The sequence below is a fragment of the Streptomyces chlorus genome, from assembly GCF_042655885.1.
Classification (GTDB): domain Bacteria; phylum Actinomycetota; class Actinomycetes; order Streptomycetales; family Streptomycetaceae; genus Streptomyces; species Streptomyces chlorus.
Genome location: NZ_JBHSOA010000089.1, coordinates 51,504 through 68,333 on the forward strand (window position 1 = coordinate 51,504; position 16,830 = coordinate 68,333).

Annotated in this window: 16 protein-coding genes; 10 read left to right on the forward strand and 6 right to left on the reverse strand. The window is 72.1% G+C overall.

Annotated features, from left to right (window positions below; genetic code table 11):
• Nucleotides 1-6: 6 nt before the first annotated feature.
• The 5 genes from ACFPZI_RS31170 (at nucleotide 7) to ACFPZI_RS31190 (ending at nucleotide 1,811) form a co-directional block, all read left to right on the forward strand.
• Nucleotides 7-207: a sulfatase gene (locus ACFPZI_RS31170; RefSeq protein ID WP_381370156.1), complete on the forward strand. Its 201-nt coding sequence runs from the start codon at nucleotides 7-9 to the stop codon at nucleotides 205-207.
• A 92-nt stretch (nucleotides 208-299) separates the two neighbouring features.
• Nucleotides 300-626: a hypothetical protein gene (locus ACFPZI_RS31175; RefSeq protein WP_381370159.1), complete on the forward strand. Its 327-nt coding sequence runs from the start codon at nucleotides 300-302 to the stop codon at nucleotides 624-626.
• Complete coding sequence (locus tag ACFPZI_RS31180) at nucleotides 623-862, forward strand: hypothetical protein (RefSeq protein WP_381370162.1); 240 nt, start codon at nucleotides 623-625, stop codon at nucleotides 860-862. The genes ACFPZI_RS31175 and ACFPZI_RS31180 overlap by 4 nt, the downstream gene beginning before the upstream one ends.
• Nucleotides 863-1,038: 176 nt before the next feature.
• Nucleotides 1,039-1,239, forward strand: a complete 201-nt coding sequence (locus ACFPZI_RS31185; RefSeq protein ID WP_381370165.1) for a DUF1737 domain-containing protein — start codon at nucleotides 1,039-1,041, stop codon at nucleotides 1,237-1,239.
• A gap of 386 nt (nucleotides 1,240-1,625) precedes the next feature.
• Nucleotides 1,626-1,811, forward strand: coding sequence for a hypothetical protein (locus ACFPZI_RS31190; RefSeq protein ID WP_381370168.1), 186 nt, complete (start codon nucleotides 1,626-1,628; stop codon nucleotides 1,809-1,811).
• A gap of 248 nt (nucleotides 1,812-2,059) precedes the next feature.
• On the opposite strand, the gene ACFPZI_RS31195 is transcribed toward ACFPZI_RS31190, so the two are convergent.
• Nucleotides 2,060-3,922: a bifunctional metallophosphatase/5'-nucleotidase gene (locus ACFPZI_RS31195; RefSeq protein ID WP_381370171.1), complete on the reverse strand. Its 1,863-nt coding sequence runs from the start codon at nucleotides 3,920-3,922 to the stop codon at nucleotides 2,060-2,062.
• Between the two features lie 316 nt (nucleotides 3,923-4,238).
• On the opposite strand from ACFPZI_RS31195, the gene mshD reads away from it, so the two are divergent.
• Nucleotides 4,239-5,189, forward strand: a complete 951-nt coding sequence (gene mshD / locus ACFPZI_RS31200; RefSeq protein WP_381370174.1) for a mycothiol synthase — start codon at nucleotides 4,239-4,241, stop codon at nucleotides 5,187-5,189.
• A 539-nt stretch (nucleotides 5,190-5,728) separates the two neighbouring features.
• Here mshD and ACFPZI_RS31205 read toward each other — a convergent pair.
• The 5 genes from ACFPZI_RS31205 to ACFPZI_RS31225 form a co-directional block, all read right to left on the reverse strand.
• Nucleotides 5,729-6,391, reverse strand: a complete 663-nt coding sequence (locus ACFPZI_RS31205) for an ABC transporter (RefSeq protein ID WP_381370177.1) — start codon at nucleotides 6,389-6,391, stop codon at nucleotides 5,729-5,731.
• Nucleotides 6,392-6,399: 8 nt separating this feature from the next.
• Nucleotides 6,400-7,986, reverse strand: coding sequence for an ABC transporter permease (locus ACFPZI_RS31210; RefSeq protein WP_381370180.1), 1,587 nt, complete (start codon nucleotides 7,984-7,986; stop codon nucleotides 6,400-6,402).
• Nucleotides 7,983-8,852, reverse strand: coding sequence for an ABC transporter ATP-binding protein (locus ACFPZI_RS31215; RefSeq protein WP_381370183.1), 870 nt, complete (start codon nucleotides 8,850-8,852; stop codon nucleotides 7,983-7,985). The genes ACFPZI_RS31210 and ACFPZI_RS31215 overlap by 4 nt, the downstream gene beginning before the upstream one ends.
• 118 nt (nucleotides 8,853-8,970) lie before the next feature.
• Nucleotides 8,971-9,975 carry a cupin domain-containing protein gene (locus ACFPZI_RS31220; RefSeq protein WP_381370186.1) on the reverse strand — a complete coding sequence of 335 codons (1,005 nt, stop codon included), beginning with the start codon at nucleotides 9,973-9,975 and terminating at the stop codon, nucleotides 8,971-8,973.
• A complete protein-coding gene (locus ACFPZI_RS31225) occupies nucleotides 9,972-10,559 on the reverse strand; it encodes an RNA polymerase sigma factor (RefSeq protein ID WP_381370189.1) in 588 nt (195 codons plus the stop codon). The genes ACFPZI_RS31220 and ACFPZI_RS31225 overlap by 4 nt, the downstream gene beginning before the upstream one ends.
• Before the next feature lie 530 nt (nucleotides 10,560-11,089).
• Here ACFPZI_RS31225 and ACFPZI_RS31230 point away from each other — a divergent pair.
• The 4 genes from ACFPZI_RS31230 to pstS all read left to right on the forward strand — a co-directional run bounded on the left by ACFPZI_RS31230 (nucleotide 11,090) and on the right by pstS (nucleotide 16,772).
• The gene (locus tag ACFPZI_RS31230) at nucleotides 11,090-13,465 is read left to right on the forward strand and encodes an RNA degradosome polyphosphate kinase (RefSeq protein ID WP_381370191.1); all 2,376 of its coding nucleotides are present in this window, start codon (nucleotides 11,090-11,092) and stop codon (nucleotides 13,463-13,465) included.
• Nucleotides 13,446-14,792 carry a CHAD domain-containing protein gene (locus tag ACFPZI_RS31235; RefSeq protein WP_381370194.1) on the forward strand — a complete coding sequence of 449 codons (1,347 nt, stop codon included), beginning with the start codon at nucleotides 13,446-13,448 and terminating at the stop codon, nucleotides 14,790-14,792. The genes ACFPZI_RS31230 and ACFPZI_RS31235 overlap by 20 nt, the downstream gene beginning before the upstream one ends.
• A gap of 10 nt (nucleotides 14,793-14,802) precedes the next feature.
• On the forward strand, nucleotides 14,803-15,264 hold the full coding sequence (locus ACFPZI_RS31240; protein ID WP_381370197.1) for an NUDIX hydrolase: 462 nt from the start codon (nucleotides 14,803-14,805) through the stop codon (nucleotides 15,262-15,264).
• A gap of 377 nt (nucleotides 15,265-15,641) precedes the next feature.
• Nucleotides 15,642-16,772: a phosphate ABC transporter substrate-binding protein PstS gene (pstS, locus tag ACFPZI_RS31245; RefSeq protein ID WP_381370200.1), complete on the forward strand. Its 1,131-nt coding sequence runs from the start codon at nucleotides 15,642-15,644 to the stop codon at nucleotides 16,770-16,772.
• Nucleotides 16,773-16,830: the final 58 nt, after the last annotated feature.

Here is a 16,830-nt window from a genome sequence, read left to right on the forward strand (position 1 = left end):
TTTTCGATGCCCGGCGACGACATCGAGGCGGCCCAGCTGGACTCGGGTGAGCAAGTGCTCTCGGGTGCCAGAGCCGTGCTCGGCGACCCGAGGGCCGGTGAGCGGGCGGTGCGCTTCGCGCTCACCAGGGCGACGGAGTCCCTGGAGGACGTACTGCGTGTCGCGGTCAGCCGGGGAGAACGCGTCAGGGCGGGTGGTGGCGAGTGACACGTCCGACCGGCCCCGTCCGGCACTTCGCGCGCTCTACCGTGGACCTCCGGCCTCCATGCCACACCCCGGCCGGAGATGAGGAGCCGACCATGGCCCACGAGGTGGATCCGAACTCCTGCGAGAGGACACCCGAGGCGATCCGAGCGGCCCTGCAACGGCGCCGGGACTGGCTGCAGGCCTTCGAGCAGGAGTGGCTGAGCGCGGCCGCCGACTTCGACCAGCCGGCGCTCGACGCCGCGATCGACAAGTGGTTCCCCTTCGCCTGTGCCTGCGCCACACCCGGTTATCTCGACGCCGTGGAGCAGACCGTCAAGCGCATGACGGAGGACGACACCGAAGGCCTCGTGTTCCGCGACGCGGAGGGCCACGCCTATGACGCGGACGGCCGGTCCGTCGAGGCGGGCGGACGTCGATGAGCGCCTACCTCATCCGCTACGTGGACCGTGCGGCGGAGCGAAAGGCCGCCTTACCGGACTCCCAGCGAACCTCGCTCGAGAACCTCGAGAAACTGCTCACGCTCAACCCGTTCGGCCCGCCGGCCCTCAGCAACCGCGACAACAGCTGGTCGGCGGCCTTCCGGGGCGGCTTCATCACCTACGTCGTCTCCAACCGCCACGTCGTCATCAACGTCATCGACCTCGTGGCCCTCTGACACCGAGGGCGCGTCGCGGCACGTGGCGCCTGGTGCGTGGTGGACCAGACACGTCCTCGCTTCGAACTGCCGCCATCGTCGGCCTGTCCCGACAGGCCCTCCCCTGCCCGGACGCTTCCGTGGACGGGTACGACCGGCCTCGACGGGCGGCAGGGTGCGTATGGCACGCTGTGATCATGAAGACACCACCGGATGGGCTGCCTGTGTACCGCGTACTGACCGGTCCTGATGATGTGGCGTTCTGTCATCGTGTGAGCGAGGCCCTGGCGATGGGTTATCGCCTCCACGAAGGGCCGTCGGTCACGTTCAACGGCGACCGGGTGATCGTCGCGCAGGCGGTCGTGTGGCCCGGCGCGGGAGACGCCGTCTCGGCGTGACGGGTTCGTGCCGGACATGCGCGCGGGACCGGTACGCGTCCGCCCTCCCCGATTACTCCACCTCGGTGTCGGCAGGAGAGGCGGCGTCCTCGTCCGCGACGGCTTCGGCCGGGATGCGGTAGTCGCCCCTGCTCGCCATGGTCAGACACCGGGGCCGGGGCGCCGTTCCTCACCCGATCGAGCGATCCGGAGGCGTTTCCCCTGGTCAGCCGTATCGCCACGCCTACCGTGATCACGTTGCTCGTGCCCTGAGCACGCTCAGCCCCCACTTGAGGAGGTGACGTCACCATGACCGCTCTTGCGCACGAGAGGCCCGAGACCATGTCTGAGATCAAGACCGCGACCGGGTCAGGGAACGCCGTGAATACGCCCGTGCCGGAATTCCGGTGTACGTGATCATCGACGACTACGACGCACAGGGCACCGTCACCGTCCTCACCGAACCTCGGCCCGACAAAGCCGACTGGCTGGGCGTCGTGCGGGTCCCCTACGGAACCGATGTCGACATCCCGAAGGGCCCCGCTACCGGCTTCGTGATCGGAGAGGCGCTCACCGGCCCCAAGCGGACCTGAGCCGGAACAGGAAGAAGGGACCCGGTACCCGTAGGCCGACGCTGCTGGTCAATCCCGCCTGATGGTTCCGGTCTCCGCGCGTCCACGGCGGTGGCCCGGGGATGTTCCTGCCGCAGAGCGTGTCACTTTCCGGGAAAGTGACACACTCTGCGGATCCATGCCCCGGGCCCGCGCATTCGCCAACAGTGTCCCGTAGGCCTCGCACGGCCTGCCAGGTGCGCCGGGCCTTCCCCGAGGCCGTCGGTCGGCTACCGCACGATCGTGATGCGGTCCGCCGCCGGCGGCGCGATCGGGTTCGTGGCCGAGGAGTTGGCCGTCAGGTACTGCTCCAGGGCCGTCAGGTCGTCCTCGCCGACCAGGTCGCCCGTGCCCTCGCCGAGGGTCGGGAAGCCGTCGCCGCCGCCCGCGAGGAAGCTGTTCGTGGCCACGCGGTAGGTGGCGGCCCCGTCGATCGGCTCGCCGTTCAGCCGGATGGAGTCCGTCACCACCCGGCCCGCGCCCGTCTTCGTCAGGTCCAGGGTGTAGGTCAGGCCGGAGGAGATCTGGAGGATCTTCATCGATGCCTCGTTCGGGCCGCTCACCTGCTCCTTGAGGACCTGGATCAACTGAGCGCCGGTGAAGTCCTGGAGGTTGACCGTGTTGGCGAAGGGCTGGACGGTGAAGCCCTCGGCGTAGGTGACCACGCCGTCGCCCTCGGCGGCGCTCGCCGCGTAGGTGAGGGACGCGCGGACGCCACCCGGGTTCATCAGGGCCAGGTCGGTCTCCGGGTCCAGCGTCCTGCCGTACTCCAGCTGGGCGTCGGCGATCAGGTCGCCGAGCGGGGACTCGGTGCCGTCCTTGACGATGTCACCGGAGATGTGGCCGATCGCGCGGTTGCCGATGGGTGCGGCGAGGGTGTTCCACTTGTCGATCAGCCGGGTCATGTCCGGCGCCTTCGGGACGTCCCGCGTCACCACGTGGTTCGCCGACTTCACGGCCGTACGGGCGATGTCACCCGTGCGGCGGTCGTACGTCAGCGTCGTGTCCGTGTAGAGGCGGCCGAAGGAGGCGGCCGAGGTGACCATGCGGGGGTTGCCCGCCGGGTCCGGGATCGTGCAGACGTACGCCGCGTGGGTGTGACCGGTGACCAGCGCGTCCACCTGGGGCGAGACGTTCTTGGCGATGTCCGCGATCGGGCCGGAGATGCCGTCGCCCGCGCCCGGGGAGTCGCAGTCGTAGTTGTAGGAGGACGAGGCCGGGAAGCCGCCCTCGTGGACCAGGGCGACGATCGACTTCACGCCCTGGCGCTGGAGCTCCTTGGCGTACTTGTTGATCGTCTCGACCTCGTCCTTGAAGGACAGGCCCTTGACGCCCTCGGCGGACACGATGTCCGGGGTGCCCTCCAGCGTCACGCCGATGAAGCCGACCTTGACGCCGTTCTGCTTCCACACCCAGTACGGCTTGAGGAGGGGCTTTTTGGTCTTCTCGTTCAGGACGTTGGCCGCCAGGTACGGGAAGTCGGCGCCCTTGAACTTCTTGTCCGTGTAGCAGCCGTCGGTGGGGTGGCAGCCACCGTTCTGCAGCCGGGCCAGCTCCTGCGCGCCCTCGTCGAACTCGTGGTTGCCCACGGACGTGACGTCCAGGTCGAGCTTGTTCAGCGCCTCGATGGCGGGCTCGTCGTGGAACAGGCCCGAGATCAGCGGGGACGCGCCGACCATGTCGCCGCCGGCCGCGGTGACGGAGTACCGGTTTCCCTTGCGTGCCTCGCGCAGATGCGTGGCGAGATACTCCACCCCACCCGCGTCGATGTTCTCCGTCGTCCCGTCCTCGTGGAGATGGGTGACCCGGCCCGAGGAGCCCGCCGGGGGTTCGAGGTTGCCGTGCAGGTCGTTGAAGGACAGCAACTGCACGTCCTGGTAGCGGCCCTTGTCGCCCTTGCCGCCGTCGTGACCCTTGTGGTGGCCGTGCGACGTGCCGCCCTTGCCCTCACCGGCGCTCGCCGCACCGGCGGGCAGAGTGGCCGCGGTCAGCGCGCCGACGGTGAGCACACCGGCCGCGGTCGCGAGAAGACGGTTCGTACGGCGTCTGCGGCGCTGTACCGACGAGGCCGGTGATGCGGGTGTGGCTGGCATGTGCCCCCCAGTGGGTCTGCGTGGTTCTGCGTTGGTCTGCGTGGGTCCGGGTGAGTGTGCGTGGATCCGGGCGAGTCCGCGTGCTTCGAGATGCGTCCGGGGTCGGCCGGGGCCGGTCTACGTGAATCCGGACAGGATCCTCGCGAGGCGCGCCGACCGCCCGGAAGCCTAGGGTCAACGCGCGTAGCACGACAGGGGGTTCGCGGTTACATCCTGGTTATCTTTCGCACCGCCCGTGGTTGCCGGGCCCGATCGGCTGTCACGGTGTTCTCCGTGTCCCGTCCGTTTTCGGCGGCATCGGCTTACCCTCGTACGCATGACCAGCGACGACATCGCACGCTCCGGCCGCACCCGCTCGCTCCAGACGCACGCCGCGCTCTCCCCGGAGCAGGTCGAGGCGGTTCTCGCCCTGCTCGACGAGGCCGCCGGGACCGACGGACAGCAGGCGGTGTCCGAGCAGGGGCGGTTGCAGTTGCGCGGCGGGGAGCGGGCGGGTGTCTCGCATCTGCTGCTCTCCCTCACGGGCGAGGGAAACAATGCCGACGCGGGTGAACTCGTCGGCTACGCCCAGTTGGAGGACACCGACCTGGTCGAGCCCCCGGCCGCCGAACTGGTCGTGCACCCTTCGCACCGCGGGCAGGGACACGGGCGGGCGCTCGGGTCCGCGCTACTCGGCGCCTCCGGCAAGCGGCTGCGGGTGTGGGCGCACGGCGGTCACTCCGCCGCCCGGCACCTCGCCCAGGTCCTGGGCCTCACGCTTTTCCGCGAACTGCGGCAGATGCGGAGGCCGTTGGCAGACCTGGACCTGCCCGACCCGGTGCTCCCCGAGGGCGTGACCGTACGCGCCTTCGTTCCCGGCCAGGACGACGCCGCCTGGCTCGCGCTGAACGCCGCCGCGTTCGCCCACCACCCCGAACAGGGCTCCCTCACCCAGCGCGACCTCGACGACCGCAAGGCCGAGCCCTGGTTCGACCCGAAGGGCTTCTTCCTCGCCGAGCGGGACGGCCGTCTCGTCGGCTTCCACTGGACCAAGGCGCACCGGGCGGAGAGCCTCGGCGAGGTGTACGTCCTCGGGGTGAGCCCGCAGGCCCAGGGCGGCGGGCTCGGCAAGTCCCTCACGACGATCGGGCTGCGGCATCTGGCCGAGCAGGGGCTGCCCACCGCGATGCTGTACGTGGACGCCGACAACAAGGCGGCGGTGGCCGTCTACGAGCGGCTGGGCTTCCTGACCCACGAGACGGACCTGATGTACCGCACCGAGACCTGAGTCCTGCCCCCGCGCGGCCCGCGACGCCGCGACCCGGAACCGGCAGCCCGCGACCCGGGCCCCGAAAACCAGCAGCGCGAGACCCGAACCGGCAGCCCGCCGCCCGAGACCCGAAACCGACAGCCCGAGACCCGAGACCGGCAGCGCAAGACCCGAACCGGCAGCCCGCCGCCCGAGACCTGAGCCGTAGGGCCCTGAACCCGCGGGCCGAAACCCGGCCCCGCAGCACGAGAGTGGAAACCCGAGCCCCGCAGCCCGCGGCCTCCGCCCCGGGGCCCGAGACCCGGCCCCGCACCGCGAGCCCCACAACCCTCGACCCGGGGTCCGCGGGCCTCCGGACGCTGTGGGCGCATCCGGCGGACCTGGGGCATGAGTCCGCCGACCGTGACACTTTCCGGGAATATGTCACGGTCGCGGCCGGAGTACCCGGCTCCGGCGGTACAGGCTCGCGGAGCCCGGAACGCCAGGCCGCATCGACCAGCAGCATCGCCTCCACCGCGGGCCCCGGCCCACGGGCCTCCGCCCCGATCCCGCAGACCTCAGGAGCGGAACCCGAAGACTCCGCCGCCCCGCCTCCGTACCGGTTCCGCCCCGCACGTCGCCCACACCGCCAGGGCCGCGCACAGCAGTACCGTCCACCGGTCGTGGGCCGCCGCCCACCTCTCGTCGTCCGGCGCCACGAACAGGGCCCAGCGCTCCGGCCACAGCAGGGATGCCAGTACCGCCGTCGCGAACAGGGCACCCGCGACGGCCTGGCCCGGCCGCGTGCTGTCCGACCGGCGGACGGCGAACGCCGCTCCGGCCAGGGCGAGGGCGAGGGTCGCCGCCGCTTCGAGGGTGACGCCGCCGACCGGGGGCCGTACACCCGCCGGGACCAGCAGCAGCGCGACCGTCCACCACAGGGCCGCGACCGGGACCACGAGGGCCAGGCGCAGGGTGTGCCGCACGGCACGCCGGGTCGGTACGGCGGCGGTGGTGTGCCGGGCCGGGTCGTCCAGCAGGAAGGCCGCGCCGAGCGCGAAGGCGATGGCGGACATCCGCAGCGCGTTCAGCGCCGGCCGGCCGGTCGCGTCCTCCCCCATCAGCCGGGGCGCGGTGGCGAACAGCAGCCCGAGGCCGCCCGCCACCCCGATCGCCCGCCACGGCAGCGTCCGTACGACCGGCCGCACCAGCGCGCGCCACGCCCCCGTGCCCCGGTTCATGTCCCCGCTCACTCCAGGCACTCGTCCGCCTCCTCCGGCGCGTCCAGACCCAGCAGTTGCGCGGTCCGGTCCGTCGTCACCTTCGGGGACGTCAGCTCGGCCCAGTTCGCCGTGACCTTCGCGCCGGTCTCCTCCCGCGGGCGGACCAGCAGTTCGCGGACGAGTTCGGTGTGCGCCGCGGTCATGGACAGCGGTTCCGTCTCCGAGACGACGATCGCCGAACCGGACGTGCTGTCGTCGAGGCGGATGTCGCTCAGGTCGGACAGCGGGTCGGACCGGCCGGCCAGCGCCAGCCACATCACGGTGACGAGCCGGCCGTCGCACAGGGCGCCCGCCTCCGCCTCCTTCCCGGTGACCAGCACACCGGCCACGGCGACGGCGAACTCGGGGACGCGGTTGCCGCCCCACGTCGTACCGACGCTCACCTGGTTCGGGTCGGTGAGCGGGGGCATCGCCGCGTCGCCGGTCAGTCCGTACCGTGCCTCGACCCGCTGCCGTACGACCAGCGGCCGGTCCCGCACGGCGTCGCCCGCTAGGGAGCGCACCTGGCCCACGACCTCGGCCCAGTCGTCGGTGCGCGGGGTCCACTCCGGGAAGGCGCAGTACGACGTGCCGTCCCGTTCGACGCACTTCTGCAGGTCCTGCGGGACGGTCGAGTACCGTATACGGGCCTTCTCCGTCTGTGCCGACACGCCGCCGGTCTGCATCGCCGCGCCCAGCAGCGTCAGCGCCACCGCCCCGGCGAGCCCGGCATGAACACTCCAGTTGCCGACGAACCGGCCCCGAAGGCCCCGTCCCCGGCCGGAACCGGAGCGGGAACCGGCGCCCTCGCCGGAGAGCAGCACCGCCGCCAGCGCCATGCTCAGCGCGAGCCCGGCGAGGTACAGGGCGTGCCAGGCGGCCGGACGGTCCAGCAGTTCGGACGGCAGGGTCCTGGTGCTGTACTCGCCGACCACCGGCATCAGCCACCGGCTCGCGTCGTCGTCCTGGGGCACCGCGGCGAACAGGGAGGAGAAGAGCAGCACGACGAGCAGCAGCGGCGCCGCGAAGGCGGAGGCGAACAGCCGGGCGAGCAACACCCCGAACGTCCCGAGCAGCAGCACGGACAGCGGCCCGACGAGGAGTTCGCCCGGCGAACCGTTCCCGACCGCGCCGGGCTTGAGCGCCTCCCACCCGAACTGCCCTCCCACGCACGCCGCGACAAGCAGCACCGCCGGTACGAGGGACAGCAGATGCGCGACGGTACGGCGCCACGGCGGCAGCACCAGCACGGCGAAGTGCCGCTCGGTGTCGTACCGCCGCGAACGCAGCACGGCCTGGTTGGCGGAGAGCAGCACCGCGAGTCCCACGAGCAGGGGGGCGGTCTGGGTGGCGCGGTCGGCGTCCTGAAGGGCGGGGAAGCCCGCGAAGGAGGTGCGCGTACGCCACACGGTCCAGCCGATGTACACGGCGAAGGCGATGAGGACCGGCAGGCGTGTCAGCAGTCTGCGGGCCTCGAAGCCGGCCAGGGCGAGCACGGCCGTCCAGGACGCGCGCGGTCCGGCCGACGCGGTCGCCGCGGGCGGGGTCACGGTCGCGGTGGTCGTCGTGGTCATGCCGCCACCTCCACGCCGACGCCGCCGATACCGTCGAGGGTGAGCAGGTAGCCGTCCTCCAGGGTGGGTTCGAGGAGGTCGGCGCCGTCGGGCGGGTCGCCCACGTTGCGGAAGGTGCCGAGGCCGGTGCGCCACCCCGCCTTCGCGCCGGGGTCGCGTTCGGCACTGCTCCACACCCGCCCGGCGGCCTGTGCGGTCAGTTCGGCGGGGGTGCCGTCGAAGTGGACGCTGCCGGCGGCCATGACCACCACCCGGTTGCAGAGCATCGCCACGTCCTCGGTCTGGTGGGTGGACAGCAGAACGGTCCGCCCCTCACCGGCCTGCGCGATCAACTCCCGGAACCGCATGCGCTGTTCGGGGTCCAGTCCGACGGTCGGCTCGTCGAGGACGAGGAAGGCGGGGCCGCCGACCAGGGCCGCGGCGAGGGCGGTCCGCTGGCGCATCCCGCCGGACAGCTTCCGCAGCCGCTTTCCGCGGACATCGGTGAGTCCGACCTCGTCCAGTACGCGCCGCACCTCGCGGTGCCGGGCGGCGCGGTCGGTGACCTCCTTGAGGATCGCCACGTAGTCGACGAACTCGAAGGCGGTGAAGTCGGGATGGAAACCGGGCGCCTGCGGCAGATAGCCGAGCCGGCGTCGGACCTCCTGACGGCCGCGCGAGGTGCCGGGGTCGTGGCCGAGCACCGTGAACACGCCCCGGTCGGCCGGGACGGCGGTGGCGAGCACCCTCAACAGGGTCGTCTTGCCCGCGCCGTTGGGCCCGAGCAGGCCGGTGACACCGGTGGACAGCCGCAACGACACGTCGTCGAGGGCCCGGGTGCCACCGAAGTGGAGACTCAGCCCGGAGGCGGAGACGGTCGGGGTCATACAGAACTCCCGTACAGGTCGTGGAAGAAGCAGAAGGAAGGGAAAGGGAAGAGGGGAGAGAACGAGACGACGCAGCCGACGAAGCGGGACGACAGAGGTGGGACGGCGGAAGCGGCCTTCAGACCGTGCCACCACCGCCACCGCCACCGACCGTGGCCGTGCCCGTCGCCCGGCTGAGGTCGAAACGGTCGCGGAACAGGAAGAGCAGGCCGGCCGCGAGTACGGCGACCAGCGCCGACACCCCCTGCCCGGCCGCGGTGAACGGGGCGAGCGGGTCGGTCACGGCCCCCCGGCCCGCCCGCGCGACGAGCAGCAGTGCGATCCAGCCGCCGCCGACGAGGGACGGTGCCAGCACCGGACCCAGGCGGGCCGTCAGCGCGAGGCCGGTGGCGCTGAGCGCGAGGGCGGGCAGCAGCCACGCCAGCGCTGCCGCGCCGTACCAGGGCAGGGCCAGCGTCGCCAGGCCGTTGAGGGCGAGCACGGCGCCGAGCACCGCCACCGTACGGATCATCAGCAGCCGGAACCCGTGCATCGGGGCGACGACCGCCATCTCGTACGTCGGGTCCAGCACGGGCCCGTACGACAGCGCCACCCCGAGGAGCGGCAGCAGCGGCGCGAGGGCGAGGAAGAGGGTGGGCGAACCGGTGGGCGAACCGGTGGGCGAACCGGTGGCCGCGCCAAAATGGCCCGCGGCCACGGTCAGCAGCAGCACGGCGACGACCGCGCCCAGCCAGGAACGGCGCAGTATCGGCGTGGCCGCGAGGAGGCGCACGGTGTGATCGGCGACGCCGAGGCGCAGCAGCAGGGACTCCAGGAACCCCGGCCGGGGCGCGTCCAGCTCGGCGTCCAGCCGTTCCCAGCCCGCGTCGAGCGCGACGGGGTCCCCTGCCTCGGCGAGGACGCCCCGGCAGTGCGCGCAGGCGGTGAGGTGGGTGTCGGCGGACCACAGCATCGGCGCCGCCAGCTCACCTCGCGCGTACGCCCGTAGATCCTCCGCCGGCACATGCCACCGCGAGCCGCCCCCTGTCCCCCCGGCCGGACCACCGACCGGTGGTCCGGCCGTGCCACCGTTCGCGTCCTCCGCCACACCACCGGCCGCGCCGTCCGTCGAGTCGTACGTCATGCCAGCGCCTCTCTCAGTTGCTTGCGGGCCCGCATCGCCCGCGTCTTGACCGTCCCCGGCGGTATGCCGAGCAGCACGGCCGCCTCGCGGGTGGTCAGCCCGTCGACGACGGTGGCCTGGAGCACCGCGCGCAGCTCCGGCGACAGCCGGACCAGCGCGCCGGCCAGGTCCCCGTGCTCCACCTCCGCGAGCACGCGTTCCTCCGCCGAGACCTCGTCCCGGTGCCGCAGCCGGGCCAGCGTCTGCCGCAGCCGGCCGCGCGCCCCGACTCCGCGCAGCGCGTCGATCAGCCGGCGCGAGGCGATCCGCCACAGCCACCCGGCGGCATCCCCACGAGCTCCACTCGACGTACCGGCGGCACCCACCGCAGCCGCAGCGTTCTCCCGGTACCGGGCCGTCCCCCGCCACACCGCGAGGAACGTCTCCTGCACGACGTCGTCGACGATCCCCGCATCGGCGCACCGGCTGCGCATCCGGGCGGTCAGCCACGGGGCGTAGCGCCGGTACAGCTCCTCGAAGGCGCGCCGGTCGGCGTCCTCGGCAACGGCACGCAGCAGCTCACCATCGCTTCTCGTTTCGCTCACGTCCTCTCATCGGACGAGCTCTGCGGATCGGTTCACTCGATCCCAGCCGACTTTCAGAACCCGCCCAAGCCCTCACCCAGCCCTCACCCGAGCCCCCGCAGCACCCCGGTCCGAGCCCCGGTCCGAGCCTCCGCGCACCCCCGGCACCCCCGGCGCCCCCGCCCAAGCCCCCGCACCCGAGCCCCGGTCCGAGCCTCCGCGCACCCCCGGCACCCCCGGCGCCCCCGCCCAAGCCCCCGCACCCGAGCCCCGGTCCGAGCCTCCGCGCACCCCCGCACCCCCGGCACCCCCGGCGCCCCCGCCCAGGACCTCGCGCACCCCCACCCGCACCCCCCACCCCTCCCAGCACGTACGGTCGCCCCAAGGACCCCCCGACCGGAGCGACACCCCACCGGCGTGCGGGTGCCCGGTGCGCGCGCCGGGCATCCGGCCTCCGCGCGCCCGCCCCGACCCTCGCGGGCCGCCCCCCGATAGCCCGCACGCCATGTCGCCGTAACCGGTGATTCAGACAGTCTTGCGACGCTCGGCGAATGCATCCCGCCGCGCCAGAGCCGCCCCCGTCCCGCAGGGGGAACGGGGCCGTCCCAGGGGCACCGTCGCTCCCACCCGCGCTGTCCGACGCGCCCGTGAGGCTCGTGGCGCGGAACAATGGATCCATGAGCCAGTCGAATGCCAAAGCCGACGCCAACGCCAAGGATCAGGTACAACACGCGCAGCCCTCCGTGGGCTCGATCGCCGCCCACCGGCCGCACACCGTGGCCGGGACGGTCTCCGATCTGGAACCGGACATCGACTCGGACCTGGACGTCTACGAGGAGTCGGACACGGGCGGCGAACCGCTGCCCCAGGGCAGGTTCCTCGACCGGGAGCGCAGCTGGCTCGCCTTCAACGAGCGCGTTCTGGAGCTCGCCGAGGACCCGAGCACCCCCCTCCTCGAGCGGTCCAACTTCCTCGCGATCTTCGCCAGCAACCTGGACGAGTTCTTCATGGTCCGGGTGGCCGGTCTCAAGCGCCGTATCGCCACCGGTGTCGCCACCCGCTCCGCATCCGGCCTCCAGCCGCGCGAGGTGCTGGAGATGATCTGGGCCCGTTCGCGCGAGCTGATGGCACGGCACGCCGCCTGCTTCCACGAGGACGTCCTCCCCGGGCTGGCGGACGCGGGCATCCACCTGGTCCGCTGGAGCGAGCTGACGGAGAAGGAGCAGGCCCGCCTGTTCACCCTCTTCCGGCATCAGATCTTCCCCGTGCTGACCCCCCTGGCGGTCGACCCGGCGCACCCCTTCCCGTACATATCGGGGCTGTCACTGAACCTGGCCGTGATCGTGCGCAACCCGGTCACCGGTCACCGGCACTTCGCCCGGGTCAAGGTGCCGCCGCTGCTGTCCCGCTTCCTGGAGAGCTCCCCGGGCCGTTACGTCCCCGTCGAGGACGTCATCGCCGCCCACCTGGAGGAGCTGTTCCCGGGTATGGAGGTGCTCCAGCACCACGCCTTCCGGCTCACCCGCAACGAGGACCTGGAGGTCGAGGAGGACGACACCGAGAACCTCCTCATCGCCCTGGAGAAGGAGCTCATGCGGCGCCGCTTCGGGCCGCCGGTGCGTCTCGAGGTCGAGGAGTCCATCGACCGTGACGTCCTGGACCTCCTGGTGCGCGAACTGAAGATCAGTGAGGCCGAGGTGTACCCGCTGCCGGGGCCGCTCGACCTCACCGGCCTCTTCCGGATCCACGGGCTCGACCGGCCGGAGCTGAAGTACCGCTCGTTCATCGCCGGCACCCACCGCGACCTCGCCGAGGTCGAGTCGGCGTCCGCGCCGGACGTCTTCGCCGCGCTCCGCAGCCGGGACGTGCTGCTGCACCACCCGTACGACTCGTTCTCCACGTCCGTGCAGGCCTTCCTGGAGCAGGCGGCGGCCGACCCGGACGTCCTCGCGATCAAGCAGACCCTGTACCGGACGTCCGGCGACTCCCCGATCGTCGACGCGCTCATCGACGCGGCCGAGTCCGGCAAGCAGGTCCTCGTCCTGGTCGAGATCAAGGCCCGCTTCGACGAGTCCGCCAACATCAAGTGGGCGCGCAAGCTGGAGGAGTCCGGCTGCCACGTCGTCTATGGCCTGGTCGGGCTGAAGACCCACTGCAAGCTGTCCCTGGTGGTCCGCCAGGAGGGCGAGACGCTCCGGCGGTACAGCCACGTCGGCACCGGCAACTACCACCCGAAGACGGCCCGGCTCTACGAGGACCTCGGCCTGCTCACCGCCGACCCGCAGGTCGGCGCGGACCTCTCGGACCTGTTCAATCGCCTCTCCGGCTACTCGCGCCGCGAGACCTACCGGCGGCTGCTGGTCGCCCCCAAGTCCCTGCGCGACGGGCTGGTCTCCCGGATCGACAAGGAGGCCCAGCACCACCGCGCCGGACGCCCCGCGTACGTCCGCATCAAGGTCAACTCGATGGTGGACGAGGCGATCATCGACGCCCTGTACCGGGCCTCGCGGGCGGGGGTGCCGGTGGACGTGTGGGTGCGTGGCATCTGCGCGATCCGGCCGGGCGTCGAGGGGCTGTCGGAGAACATCCGGGTCCGTTCCGTCCTCGGCCGCTTCCTCGAACACTCCCGCGTCTTCTCCTTCGGCAACGGCGGCGAGCCCGAGGTGTGGTTCGGCAGCGCGGACATGATGCACCGCAATCTGGACCGCCGTATCGAGGCGCTGGTCAGGGTCACCGACCCCGCCCACCGGGCGTCCTTGAACCGGCTGCTGGAGACCGGCATGTCCGACAGCACCACGTCCTGGCACCTCGGCCCGGACGGCGAGTGGACCCGGCACGCGACGGACGCGGACGGCCAGCCCCTGCGACACATCCAGGAGATGCTCATAGACGCCCGGAGGCGCCGGCGTGGCACAGCAACACCTTGACCCGACGGACCCGAGAACCGGCTCAGGACCGGGCTCAGGACCCGGCTCCAGGACCGGCCCGAAGACCGGCCTGACAATTGGCCTGACAACCGGCCTGACAACTGGTCCGACGGCCGCTCCGGTGTCCGCGGAGGCCCTGGCGGGCTATCTACGGGCCCAGGCCACCGAGTTCCTGCGCGCGCTGCGCCTCCACCGGGAGACGGGGGCGGGCGCGGCCTCGGAGGGGTCCGTCGAAGCGACGCTCGCGCTGCGCCGGTCGGCCCGCCGGATCAGCGGCAGCCTGCACACCTTCCAGTCGGTCCTGGACCCCGACTGGTCCGAGGCGATGCGCCCGGAGCTGGCCTGGGTCTCCGGCACCCTGGCGCTGGAACACGCCTGCTCGACGCGCCTGGAGCGGCTGCTCCAGGCGCTGCACCGACTGTCCGGCACGGCGGCGTTCCCGGCCCAGGGGACGGCCGGGGCCGGTTCGGCGGGCGGACCGGGCGGACCGGCCCGGTCCTCCGTCCCGGCCACCGTCGCCGCCAGGGGCGCCTCCGCCTCCCCCGCCACCGCCGCCGGAACCGGGACCACCGCCACCGCCACCGAGCGCGGCAGCCTCACCGTGGGTGCCGCCAAGGCCGGTGCCCTGCTGGACCGGCAGCTCACCCTGGCCCGGACCCGGGCGCATTCCACGGCGCTCCAGGCCCTCGGCTCCTCCCGGTTCCACGCCGTCGCCGACAAGGTCGCCGTGCTGGCCAGCGAGGTTCCGCTGACCCCGGCCGCCTCCGCCGTCGACCTGCGCCCGCTGGCCGAGGCCGCGCGGGAGCGGCTCGTCGACGCCGTCACGGCGCTGCCCCTGCTCACCGCGGGCAGCCCGTACAACGCGGAGGCGCTGGTCCACGGGCTGTCCCCGGACCTGGCCCCGCACCCGCAGGACGCCCCCTGGCACCAGGTCCGCCTGCTGCTGCGCCTGCACCGGTACGCCCGCGAGGTGCTGTACCGCACCCCCGCCCCAGCCACTCCCGCCGACGGCACCACCCAAGCCACCCAAATCACCCCGACTACCCAAACCGCCGAGGCCACCGGAACCGCGGGTGCCGCGGAGCCCACAACCGCCGCCGCCCCGCCCCCCGACATCCGCCTCCTCATCGCCGGCGAGGCCCTCGACCGGCACCGGGACGCGTCCGAGGCCTCGGCGGCCGCGGCGAACGCCGCCCGTACCCCGCGCATCACCCCGGCCACGGCGTACGCGCTCGGGGTACTCCACGCGGACCAGCGGCACGAGGTGGAGGCGGCGCGGTACGCGTTCCAGCGCGGCTGGCAGAAGGATGTCCTCGGCTCGTTGTAGGGAGGCCCCGGTGGGCTCGACCCCGTCCGACCACGACTACCGCAGCCCGCGCCCGGCCGGCCGCCTGATCGTCCAGGCGGCCGGCTGCGTCCTGTGGCGCCGTTCCCCGGTCACGGGCACGCTCGAAGTGTGTCTCGTCCACCGCCCCAAGTACGACGACTGGTCCTGGCCCAAGGGAAAGCTGAAGCGCGACGAGGACGCGCTCGCGGGTGCGCTGCGCGAGGTCGCCGAGGAGACGGGGCACTCCGCCGTGGCGGCCGCCGAGCTCCCGTCGGCGCACTATCTGGCGAACGGCCGCCCGAAGCGCGTCCGCTACTGGGCCGCCGAGGCGGTCTCCGGCACGTTCACCCCCAACGACGAGGTGGACCGCATCCTGTGGCTCCCCCCGCACATGGCCCGCCGCCGGCTCACCGAGCCGAGGGACGCGGACCTGGTGGACGCCCTCCTCGCCACGTTCCGCCCGACGGCATAGCGGCGGTCAGCGCCTGCCGGCACCTCGTCTGCGCGCACGCCTGTCCGCACTGGCGCCGCACCGATGTCCGACCGGTGTCCGCACTGTGTCCGCACTGGTCCGCGCCGTGTCCGCACTGTCCCACTGTCCCGCTCCTGCCCGACATCGGCCCGGTATCGTCCCGTGTCCTCGACGTAAGCGTTCCGTGACCTCACCGCACCGTCCACAGGGGTTCACCTCCCGTTCACTTGCGACCACGGGCTGCTTCACCTCTTCTGCCTACTTTCGGCCTTACGCGATGCGAACCGCCCGCCGAACGGGCACTCGCATCGCTCGGACTGACTTTGCACTTCGCACGCCGCCGGAATTCAGGACGGCGGCTCCTGGAAGGAACTCAAGTGAAGCTTCAGCGCAAGAACCGGCGTGCCCTCGCTCTCGGTGCTCTCGCCGTCTCCGGCGCCCTGGCCCTCACGGCGTGCGGCTCGGATGACACCAGCAAGGGTGCCAGCAGCTCCAGTGACGCCTCCGCAAGCGCTCAGACCGGCAACATCGACTGTGCCGACGCCAAGGGCCAGCTCCAGGCCTCCGGCTCCTCCGCTCAGAAGAACGCGATCGACGCCTGGGTCAAGAACTACACGGCCGCTTGCAAGGACGTGCAGGTCAACTACCGTCCCGACGGTTCCGGCGCCGGTATTACCGCCTTCCTCCAGGGTCAGACCGCGTTCGCCGGCTCCGACTCGGCCCTCAAGCCGGAGGAGATCGCGGACTCCAAGAAGATCTGCACCGACGGCCAGGCCATCGACCTGCCGATGGTCGGCGGTCCGATCGCGGTCGGCTACAACGTCCCGGGTGTCGACACGCTCGTCCTGGACGCCGCCACCATCTCGGAGATCTTCGACAGCAAGATCACCAACTGGAACGACAAGAAGATCGCGAAGCTGAACCCCGACGCGAAGCTCCCCGACCTCAAGATCCAGGCCTTCCACCGCTCGGACGAGTCCGGCACCACGGACAACTTCACCAAGTACCTGAAGGCCGCCGCGCCGAAGGCCTGGCCCTACGAGTCGGGCAAGTCGTGGGAGGCCAAGGGCGGCCAGTCCGCTCAGGGCTCCTCCGGTGTGGCGCAGCAGGTGAAGCAGACCTCGGGTGCGATCTCGTACTTCGAGCTCTCCTACGCCAAGGACATCACGACGGTCGACGTCAAGACCGAGGCCGCCGAGCCGGTCAAGGCCACGATCGAGAACGCCACGGCCGCCATCGGCGCCGCCAAGGTCGTCGGCACCGGCAAGGACCTCGCGCTGGAGCTGGACTACACCCCGGACGCCGAGGGTGCCTACCCGCTCGTCCTGGTGACGTACGAGATCGCCTGCGACAAGGGCAACAAGGCGGACACCCTGCCCGCCACGAAGTCCTTCCTGAACTACATGGCCTCCGAGGACGGTCAGGGCCTGCTGGCGGACGCCGGCTACGCCCCGATGCCCAAGGAGATCATCACCAAGGTTCGCGAGACCGTCTCGAGCCTGAGCTGATCCGAGTGCGGCCGGCCCCGAGAACCGGGGCCGGCCGCACCGTCCGGTGCACCGCCGC